At 39.9% G+C, this 9676-nt stretch carries 8 protein-coding genes, 1 tRNA gene and 1 other RNA gene; 3 read left to right on the top strand and 7 right to left on the bottom strand.

Translation table 11 applies throughout. From position 1 onward, the window contains the following. Window positions 1-186: 186 nt before the first annotated feature. The 5 genes from H515_RS14545 to rnpB all read right to left on the bottom strand — a co-directional run bounded on the left by H515_RS14545 (window position 187) and on the right by rnpB (window position 1981). Window positions 187-257, bottom strand: a tRNA-Cys gene (locus H515_RS14545). 81 nt (window positions 258-338) lie between these two features. Then, on the bottom strand, window positions 339-533 hold the full coding sequence (locus tag H515_RS15285; protein WP_161625402.1) for a FeoB-associated Cys-rich membrane protein: 195 nt from the start codon (window positions 531-533) through the stop codon (window positions 339-341). Between the two features lie 111 nt (window positions 534-644). Then, window positions 645-1052 (bottom strand): YkvA family protein, encoded by a 408-nt coding sequence (locus H515_RS0107480; RefSeq protein WP_025876981.1) that lies wholly within the window; start codon window positions 1050-1052, stop codon window positions 645-647. A 60-nt stretch (window positions 1053-1112) separates the two neighbouring features. Further along, window positions 1113-1538, bottom strand: coding sequence for a hypothetical protein (locus H515_RS0107475; protein WP_025876979.1), 426 nt, complete (start codon window positions 1536-1538; stop codon window positions 1113-1115). Between the two features lie 64 nt (window positions 1539-1602). Then, an RNA gene (rnpB, locus tag H515_RS13760) (RNase P RNA component class A) lies at window positions 1603-1981 on the bottom strand. 371 nt (window positions 1982-2352) lie between these two features. On the opposite strand from rnpB, the gene H515_RS0107470 reads away from it, so the two are divergent. Together H515_RS0107470 and H515_RS0107465 are read left to right on the top strand one after the other, a co-directional pair. Further along, window positions 2353-3816, top strand: a complete 1464-nt coding sequence (locus tag H515_RS0107470) for a trypsin-like peptidase domain-containing protein (protein ID WP_025876977.1) — start codon at window positions 2353-2355, stop codon at window positions 3814-3816. 209 nt (window positions 3817-4025) lie between these two features. Further along, the gene (locus tag H515_RS0107465; RefSeq protein WP_025876975.1) at window positions 4026-4871 is read left to right on the top strand and encodes a DUF4595 domain-containing protein; all 846 of its coding nucleotides are present in this window, start codon (window positions 4026-4028) and stop codon (window positions 4869-4871) included. A 162-nt stretch (window positions 4872-5033) separates the two neighbouring features. Here the strand turns inward: H515_RS0107465 and H515_RS0107460 are convergent, their stop codons facing one another. Then, on the bottom strand, window positions 5034-5732 hold the full coding sequence (locus tag H515_RS0107460; protein ID WP_028901789.1) for a hypothetical protein: 699 nt from the start codon (window positions 5730-5732) through the stop codon (window positions 5034-5036). Between the two features lie 92 nt (window positions 5733-5824). Next, window positions 5825-6238 carry a hypothetical protein gene (locus H515_RS0107455; protein WP_025876973.1) on the bottom strand — a complete coding sequence of 138 codons (414 nt, stop codon included), beginning with the start codon at window positions 6236-6238 and terminating at the stop codon, window positions 5825-5827. A 108-nt stretch (window positions 6239-6346) separates the two neighbouring features. On the opposite strand from H515_RS0107455, the gene uvrA reads away from it, so the two are divergent. After that, complete coding sequence (gene uvrA, locus H515_RS0107450; RefSeq protein ID WP_028901788.1) at window positions 6347-9202, top strand: excinuclease ABC subunit UvrA; 2856 nt, start codon at window positions 6347-6349, stop codon at window positions 9200-9202. Window positions 9203-9676 lie beyond the last annotated feature (474 nt).

Here is a 9676-nt window from a genome sequence, read left to right as displayed (position 1 = left end):
CCAAGGTGCGTAACATTTTTTCTTCCATAATGCGAAGGTCGGAATTATTAAGATAAATAACAAATTATTCCCCCATTGATTTTCTACTGAGCCAATTTTCAGCCTACGCAATGTCCATTACCCCTATAATAAATCAAAAATGTCAGAATCGTGATGGTTCTGACATTTTTTATTTGGAAATAAGCGAGGTGCCTAGCAGAATCGAACTGCTCTACACGGTTTTGCAGACCGTTACCTAACCGACCGGCCCAGGCACCAAATTACATTTACTAAAAGACATCACTTCTGAAATGCGAGTGCAAATTTAGTAATAAAATTTCATTCCGCCAAATTTTTCTCTACTTTTTGCGATAGCATGAAGGGGTTTTGCCTTCAGAAGTTGATTTATTTTTAAGCATTTGCTCATGAATGGCACAGCCTGAACAACCTTTGCAGGGATCATTCTTTTTCTTGAATGCCTTGATAAGGAGCAAAATAGCATAAGCTACAGAAACAAAAAATACTATTGCTATAATAAAATACTGTATAACCATACGAAACGGAATAGTTATAGACCACAATCTCAAAATTATCGATCGATGATTGTTTATCGGTCAAATAGCTTAAGGCTAATCAACTATATGATATTCGTTTTCTACGAATATCTATATGGGATTGTTAGAATTGTCTTCATTGAATAAGTCATCAGCACCTTTCATCTCATCCTCATCGAACCATTGAACAAGCTTGGCGTGGGCCTTCGTCTTGACATCCTCTCCCACATTCCCCCAAATCTTATGAAGCACATAGATTAGAACAGTTAGATCATCACCCAACCCCGCTATAGGAATCGCATCAGGAACAATATCCAATGGTGAAATCAGATATCCAAGAGCTCCGATAATGATAGCTTTGTCTTTGATGGACACTTTATCACTCTCCATTGAATAATAGAGTATCAACGCAGCATATACCAACTTCGCTCCCGCACGCTTGGCAATTCGATGGATTTTCTCTACAAACCCTGTTTTGGTAAACTTATCTTTGTATTTAGATAAATCAGGTAATTCCATATTGTTAAAAATTAAATATTAGCCAATGAACAACTTGGTTGACGGTAATCCATCATACAATTATTTATATGCAAGGACTTTATCTACATAGGCTTTTACTTCTGGATAAGCCTTGTTTACATTGTTAATTTTATTACGAATCATCAACTTTGAAATAATCCAATAGGTTGCGAACAATACCAATCCTACACCAATTGCCAACAGAACGTTGTAAAAATCCTTAAATGGCAAACAATCATCAGGAAAAGCCGATATGATAATTATTGGTAAACACATCAGAAATCCCGCAATTGTATATTGTGATTTCGTACTTCCAAAACTATCCAAAGCTGCCTGAATTTCAAAAAGATAATCAGAGAGGGACTCTTCGCTCAGGTGTTGTGGCCGTTGAGGAAATGAGGCTTCACTTCCATAGAGATTTATCTTGTGTTCAACTTGATGTTGAAAATCATCTAAAATCGTTTTATATTCTGGTGATAGATTCATATTCACATTGTATTTAAACCTCACCATCATTCTCCCAAGAATGGGAGAAGATGTGAGTTTAATTTAAGTAGCAATCCTTGTAAGCCGGGTTCCGTATCTTCATCATCTTTCGATAATATGAAGATGTCTGTCATTTATCTATCTGAAAGGTCACCCTTACAGTAAAGCGTTCTACCCTCCGTTGTAACTTAAAGTTTTGGGCGGGTAGCCCTCAAACAACGGTTTACATGAACTTGCGGCTCCTGAACGGTACAACCAGGTGATCACCCACCTGTTGGTAGTCTCTTACACTACCTTCTCACCCTTACCAATATTTTGGCGGTTATTTTCTTCTACCTACATCTACTGTTGCCAATAGCTTCTATTTTCGGAAGCAAGATACCCTATGCCGCCCGGACTTTCCTCTTGTACATTAAAATACCAGCGACAGAACCGGAAAACTACCTAAGTGTATTTTGTTGCAAAGATAGTGTAAATTCGATAAAAAGCAAAGGATATTATTTTTTTTTTACTTCTATTCGATAAAACTTCACATGTATTCTTCCTCCCAGATATACGTCTGAGCCGAGTTCCAACGGATTTCTTTTTTGAACGAATGTAAAATTCAGGGCCTCACAGATTAAGAGCCGTTAAGTTGTTAAAACTAATTGTTAAAATCGAATAAAGAAGTCGGATAAAGTTTCTGAAATACATTTTTTGGGTCTATATTTGCATTTGTTTTACCGATGAGCCGATTGCAAAAAAATGTAGTTTTTAGGCAATAGATAGAATAAATTGTAATCATAAAATATAAATTAATTATTAAACGGAAGTTATGAAAAATTTAGGAAAGTTTTTAATTGGTGCATCTTGTGTGCTTGCACTCGCATTCTCTACAGGAGCTTTCATTAAAGTTTATGGAGCAAAGGCTTCAGTAGCAGTTCCAGGGCAGCCCGTTGACCTAACTTATGCGGCAGATAAAGCTCTTCCAGCAGTCGTTCATATCAAATATGTACAAAACTCCAAGACCAGGACCGTTGAAGTACCAGATGATCCATTTGGAGGATTCTTCGATTTCTTTGGATTCGGTAACCCTGGCGGTAACGGCGGTTCTCGCCAGCAACAGATTCAAACACCCAAAAGACAGGCTACAGGTTCAGGTGTAATCATCTCGGCTGACGGTTACATCGTTACGAACAATCATGTTGTTGAAGGTGCTGATGAATTGACTGTCACACTTAATGATAACCGTGAGTTTTCTGCTCGCATAGTAGGAACTGACAAAAGCACAGACTTGGCGCTGATCAAGGTTGACGGGAAAAATCTCCCTACCCTTCCCATTGGTGATTCAGAGCAATTGAAGGTGGGCGAATGGGTAATTGCAGTGGGCAATCCCTACAACTTGAATAATACGGTTACTGCAGGAATTGTAAGTGCGAAGGCACGTGGACTCGGCGCCACTCCAAACGGAATCGAAAGTTTCATCCAGACAGATGCAGCCATCAACCAAGGTAATTCTGGCGGTGCACTCGTAAACGCTCAAGGAGAGCTTGTCGGCATCAATGCAATGCTCTATTCTCAGACTGGCTCCTACGCAGGGTATGGCTTTGCCATACCGACGGCCATTATGACAAAAGTTGTCGATGATATAAAGAAATACGGAAATGTTCAGCGCGTGACATTAGGTATTCAAGGTGGTGATGTACTTAACTACATCAATGCACAGAAAGAACAAGGCAAGGAAGTTAATCTCGGTACAAACGAAGGTGTCTATGTCGCTCAAGTAAATGATGACGGTAATGCCAAGGATATAGATCTTCGCGAGAACGATGTGATTACAATGTTCGATGGGAAAAAGGTTTCCAAAATGTCAGAACTCCAACAGGCACTGAATAGTAAACGCCCAGGCGACAAGGCAAGCATCACTTTCATCCGCAACAAGAAAGAAATAACCAAGACTGTAACACTGAAGAATGCACAAGGTACGACAAAACCTATCGCGCAAGTTGACATAGATGTTTTAGGCGGCCAGTTCCGTCCTGTTTCAGACACTCAAAAGAAACAACTCAACATCTCCTATGGGCTGGAAGTAATTAAGGTGAGCAGTGGCGCTCTCAAGGAATCGGGAATCAACAGAGGATTTATCATTCAGAAAGTAAATGACGCTGTCATAAAGAGCATCGAGAATCTTCAGCAAGAGGTCAAGGCTTCCTCAACCAGCAAGGAGCCAGTACTCTACATTCAAGGTATTTATCCTACAGGAAAGAAAGCCTATTTTGCTGTTCCATTGGCAGAATAAATTGTAAACATTCAAAACGGAAGTGCAATTCTCTTGGGTGTTGAAGAGAGTTTCTCGGCGTTAGGTGCGGACATTCTTGGAGCGTATTGACAAGGTTGTTCGCACTTTAACGCAGAGGAGAAAAATCAGCAATACTGAAGAAACAAAGGCATCGCATTGCGTTTCATGAAATAAATCGTATATTTGCATTAACAATAAAATCAGATACAATGAAGAAAATCCTAACAATGGCGTACTTTGCCACAGTGGCATTGTGCGCAACAATGACTCTCTCGTCATGTAGCAATGACAATGAAGGTAATGATGGTAATGGTGCTATTGGTGCAGCAGTGAACCCTAAAACAGTATTTACAGGCGGACTACCCAAGATTGTAGCAGGTATGACCATTCAGACAAATAAGAAGGGGCAGATTTCAGCAATCCAAGCAGAGGACGAGACAGTTACATTTGAATACGTAGAACCTACTACCCGTGCAGCAAATTCACCCAATGTGATTATGACTGTTGAAAGCTCGGAAGAAAAAAAACAAGTATTCAATTTGTACCTCAACAAAAATGGTTTTGTAAAGCACTGTGAAGAGACAAATTACCATAAAAATCCCAGAGAAAGTGAATGGAATACAGACCATAAAAATGAAACATGGGATTTCACCTACAACGACGATGGCCAACTGCTGACAATGCTGCGCTCTGAAGGCGGAAACGAGAAGACTACCATTAAATATCAAGACGGTAACATCGTTGAAACAGCAACAGTTTCTGCTGATGAACCAAAAGAAAGCAACCCCTGTAAAGTGTATTACACCTCAACGGAAGTAACTTCACCGATTGAGAACAAAGGCTGCCTCATGGCCTTTGACGCAACATTTGGCATTGATATGGACGAAATGGGGTACGCTTATTATGCAGGAATACTTGGAAAAGCAACCAAAAATCTGCCGGTAAGACTTGTCGATGATGAAAACAATCCTATGATTTTCTCTTGGATACTGAATTCCTTAGGCTATCCCATCTCGCTTGAATACGACCATGACACCTACACTTTCGTTTGGTGAGTATGAGTAGGTGAAGGAAAAGGCCGACAAGAATAACGAGACGGGTAGCACTACAGGTGGCGGCCAGAATCCGTTAGTCCGCCACCATGAACGTGTGAAAAAACAAAGTCGCCCAGGCATTTAACTGTCAGGGCGACTTTTTGCATATATCGTGAATTTCGACTAATTCTCTATATTGTTGGCGGGCATAGGCTTTTCTTTTTCCACACCATCCGTTGTCAGCAGTATTTCCTTGGAATCGTAACGCGCCTCGAAATAAGGTGGTTCCTCACGCAATGATATGCTATCATATTTAAATGGAGTTACTTGCGTATCCTTTCCATCAGGAAGAACCAGCCCCATCTTGCCATTCAGCTGGGCTATAATCGGCATCGTCCGAAGATCGTCTACATAAACATAACACGTACGCACGAATTCGTATATGGGACTGAGTATGACATTGCCCTGATGGTCGAGGATGCCAAACTTTCCGTCACGTTCTATCACTTCATGGTACTGGATGTAGATGTCATTCAGCATTTTAAGATAGCGTACCACCCTACGTTTGTCATTAACCAGCGTCATCAGATACCCAAAAGTGTCAGTATAATTGGCCATCGACCTCACCAACACCAACTTCATATCCAATCCCTTGATTGCCTTACGATTGAGATCAAGATACAAAGCGATGGCCTTTTCCCTTTCCTCAAGTGACAACTTTTGCATGGTGTCCTCAAATCTGAGCATGTGTTCTTTCGACCCTCGCATTCCTTTTATGTAGCGATGAATCTGACGGCTCATCTCCTTACAAGCAAAATGCCTTATCTGTCTCTCTTCAACAGGGTCAGCATACTCATTTATTATGTTATTCTGCTCATCCATAGTCTATTCCTCAGCAAGTATTAAAGTTGAAATAGGATAATTTTATATCTATCATGTCTTTACCAGAAATGCAAAGAACTCATACGCTTATATTATAACTTACTCAGAAGAAATTTAAGACCTTCCAACTGATTTTCCCATAAAGAGATTTTATTTTCAACTTTCTTGAAGTCGAGATTTTGATTCAACGTGGGTGAATCTCTTTGTTGCTTCAACAGATGTATATATTGCTCCACCAACTTGATTTTCTGCAAAACCGTCTTCTTCTTGGGATATCCACGTTTATCGACTTCGCGTTGGTATTGCTCCGACACCTCATTAATTTCATATCCGACTTTTTCATACAGACTAAGCCACTCCTGATATTGAGCATCGACCGTTAGGTTTTCGACATTTCCAACTTTGATAGGATTCTGCTTGGCATTAATAATCTCGTAGGTGGATTGAGCCATACTGACAACTGATGGGAAAAGTAAAGCCGTTATAATTAATATTTTATATTTCATAATATAAATTTGTTTGGTGATTATTTGCAAATATACATGAATTAGATTGAGAAAACAAATCTTTTTTGTATTTTTGTATTTATAAACAACAGACTTCGAATGAAGAAGATGAATAGAATCAAGCATAAATTTGATAATTATATAGAGATAAAAGGTGCAAAGGTTAACAACTTAGACAACGTTACCGTAAAAATTCCGAGAGAGAAATTCGTTGTAATCGCCGGCGTTTCAGGATCCGGAAAATCATCACTTGCATTTGACACTTTATATGCCGAAGGACAACGTAGATATGTTGAAAGCCTTTCTGCCTACGCCAGGCAGTTCCTTGGCAGAATGTCAAAACCCGTAGTAGATTTTATAAAAGGCCTTCCGCCAGCAATCGCAATCGAGCAGAAAGTCATTGCACGTAATCCACGTTCCACGGTAGGCACTTCCACAGAAATCTATGAATACTTACGTTTGCTCTTTTCGAGAATAGGCAAGACTTTCAGTCCCATAAGTGGAAATGAGGTCAAACGTCATACAGTTGAGGATGTCATAGAAAAAGTCTCTACTTTCTCCAAAGGTACGAAATTCTATATTTTAGCTCCATTACATCTGAACAATGAGAGAACGATCCATGAGCAATTGGAGATGGAAATCCAGCAAGGATATGCAAGAATATTCGTGAAAGGAGAGATGCAACGAATTGATGATTGGTTAGAGGCGAATCAACCAGAGGTCAAGGAGCTCAAAGCAGAGGAAATATTTCTAGTGATTGACCGAATGTCGGTAGATGACTCAAAAGAAACAATCTCACGTTTGACCGACTCTTGTGAAACAGCATTTTATGAAGGAAATGGGATGCTGCGCGTTGTTTTTCTACCTGCCAACCTGTCGTATGATTTCTCCACGCGTTTCGAAGCAGATGGAATTAAGTTTGAAGAGCCCAACGATAATATGTTCTCGTTCAACTCTCCGCTTGGCGCTTGTCCAACTTGTGAGGGATTTGGCAAGATTATTGGTATCGACGAGCACTTGGTCATACCCAATTCGTCATTATCGGTTTATGAGGGATGTGTTCAATGCTGGCATGGTGATAAGACAAAAATCTGGCAAGAGGAGTTTTGCCGAAGAGCTGTCAAAGACAACTTTCCCATTTTCAAACCGTATTTTGAACTGACCATACAGGAGAAGGACCAACTTTGGCATGGATTACCAAGCGATGCAGACAACATTCTCAATGAAAAAATATGCATTGACTCATTCTTCCAAATGGTGAAGAATAATCAGTACAAGATTCAATACAGGGTATTGCTAAGCAGATACAGAGGAAAGACAACTTGCAAGGCATGCCACGGCAAACGACTGAAAAAAGAAGCGACATGGGTTAAGATTGCAGGTATGGCAATAACCGATTTAGTAGAGATGCCGATTTCGAACCTAAAAAGTTGGTTTGATAGGCTAAAACTCACAGATACAGAACAAAAAGTCAGCAAACGGCTGATTTCAGAAATAACCAATAGGCTACAATTCCTTATCGATGTGGGACTTGGTTACCTGACGCTGAACCGCCAATCGAACTCGTTAAGTGGAGGAGAAAGTCAACGCATCAATCTGACGACGTCATTAGGGTCATCCCTGGTTGGCTCTCTGTACATCTTAGACGAGCCGTCTATTGGCTTACACAGCAGAGACACACAAAGGCTGATACACGTACTGAAAGAATTACAGAACATAGGGAATACCGTCGTTGTCGTGGAACACGATGAGGAAATAATCAGATCAGCAGACTACCTCATTGACGTTGGCCCTGATGCTGGACGATTAGGAGGAAAAATTGTTTTTGAGGGAAAAATTCCCAATACGGCAATTGGAAACTCTGAGTATATAAAATTGTTAGAACAATACCCCAACTCATACACTCTGAAATATTTAACAAGAAAAGAAATAATTGAAGTACCCAAGAGCCGACGATCCTGGAATCTATCAATAGAATTGAAAGGATGCAGGATGAACAATCTAAAGGGAATTGATGTCAAGGTTCCTCTAAATGTTATGACTGTGGTAACTGGCGTCAGCGGCAGTGGGAAATCGTCTCTTGTTAAAGGAACGCTATACCCTGCCATCAAGAGAAGATTAGACGAAATAGCAGAGATACCTGGCGAATACTCTCAGCTGATTGGAGATGTTGAACAAATCAAACACATCGAATTCGTAGACCAGAACCCCATCGGAAAGAGCACGAGGTCGAATCCTGCAACTTATGTGAAGGCTTATGATGAAATCAGAAAGCTATTTGCAGAGCAGCAACTATCAAAACAATTAGGACTCACAGCCCAATACTTCTCGTTCAACACAGATGGAGGGAGATGTGAAGAATGCAAGGGAGCTGGTGTTATTACAATAGAAATGCAGTTTATGGCAGATTTAGTGTTAGAGTGTGAGACCTGTCATGGTCAACGCTTTAAACGAGAAATATTAGATGTTTACTTTCATGAAAAAAACATTAATGATGTTCTTGACATGACTGTTTCTGAAGCCATACAGTTCTTTGGAAAGCATAAAAAGAAAGGAATAGTCGATAGACTTAAGCCCCTGGAAGATGTAGGACTGGGATATATTAAATTGGGGCAAAACTCATCAACGCTTTCAGGCGGTGAGATACAACGTGTGAAATTAGCCTTCTTCATCGGACATGAACGGCAAGAACCAACGCTCTTTATGTTTGATGAGCCTACCACAGGTTTACATTTTCATGATATAAAACGCTTGCTAAGTGCTTTTGACGCACTTATTTCACGAGGTCATACCATTCTCGTGATTGAACATAATATGGATATAATTAAATGCGCTGACCACGTAATCGACATTGGCCCTAATGGTGGAGAAGAAGGAGGAAAACTAGTCGTAGCCGGAACACCAGAGGAAGTTGCCAAATGTAAAAACAGTTTTACGGGAAAATACTTAGCAGACAAATTATAAATCAATCTTCTTCTCTTGTCATTCGAATAACAATCTTTTAAGATTTACTCTGCGTTGGTAAAAAACAAGTCTTCATCTACATTTGATTTTACCACCAAAAATGAAATGCAACAAGAGCTATTCTGCATTCATTCAAGACTTCAATTTAATGAAAGCTCATCCATTACAATATGAAAGCTGACCTTTTGCAGAGTCATTGGTCATAAAACAGCCAGCGAAACCTCACCTTTTGGAAACCCTTTGATATCATACTGAAAACTAATACATTACAGGGAAAGACTCTGTGCTAAAGATATAGTCACTCCCCTATTTTGCGTCTCAAGGACAAAAGGCAATGCAATCAATAATACGAAATATAATTTCATGATGATGGCCGAGTCGAATGTTCGCTATTAAGTGTCTGTTTACCCATAACCTGGAAAAAGGGGCTTTACACACTTTTATAAGATAGTACAGCAACTAAAGTGGATACCT

The organism is Prevotella corporis DSM 18810 = JCM 8529, assembly GCF_000430525.1.
GTDB classification, from domain to species: domain Bacteria; phylum Bacteroidota; class Bacteroidia; order Bacteroidales; family Bacteroidaceae; genus Prevotella; species Prevotella corporis.
Note: the sequence above shows the minus strand (reverse complement) of the source record. Positions and strands in the feature narration are given on the sequence as shown.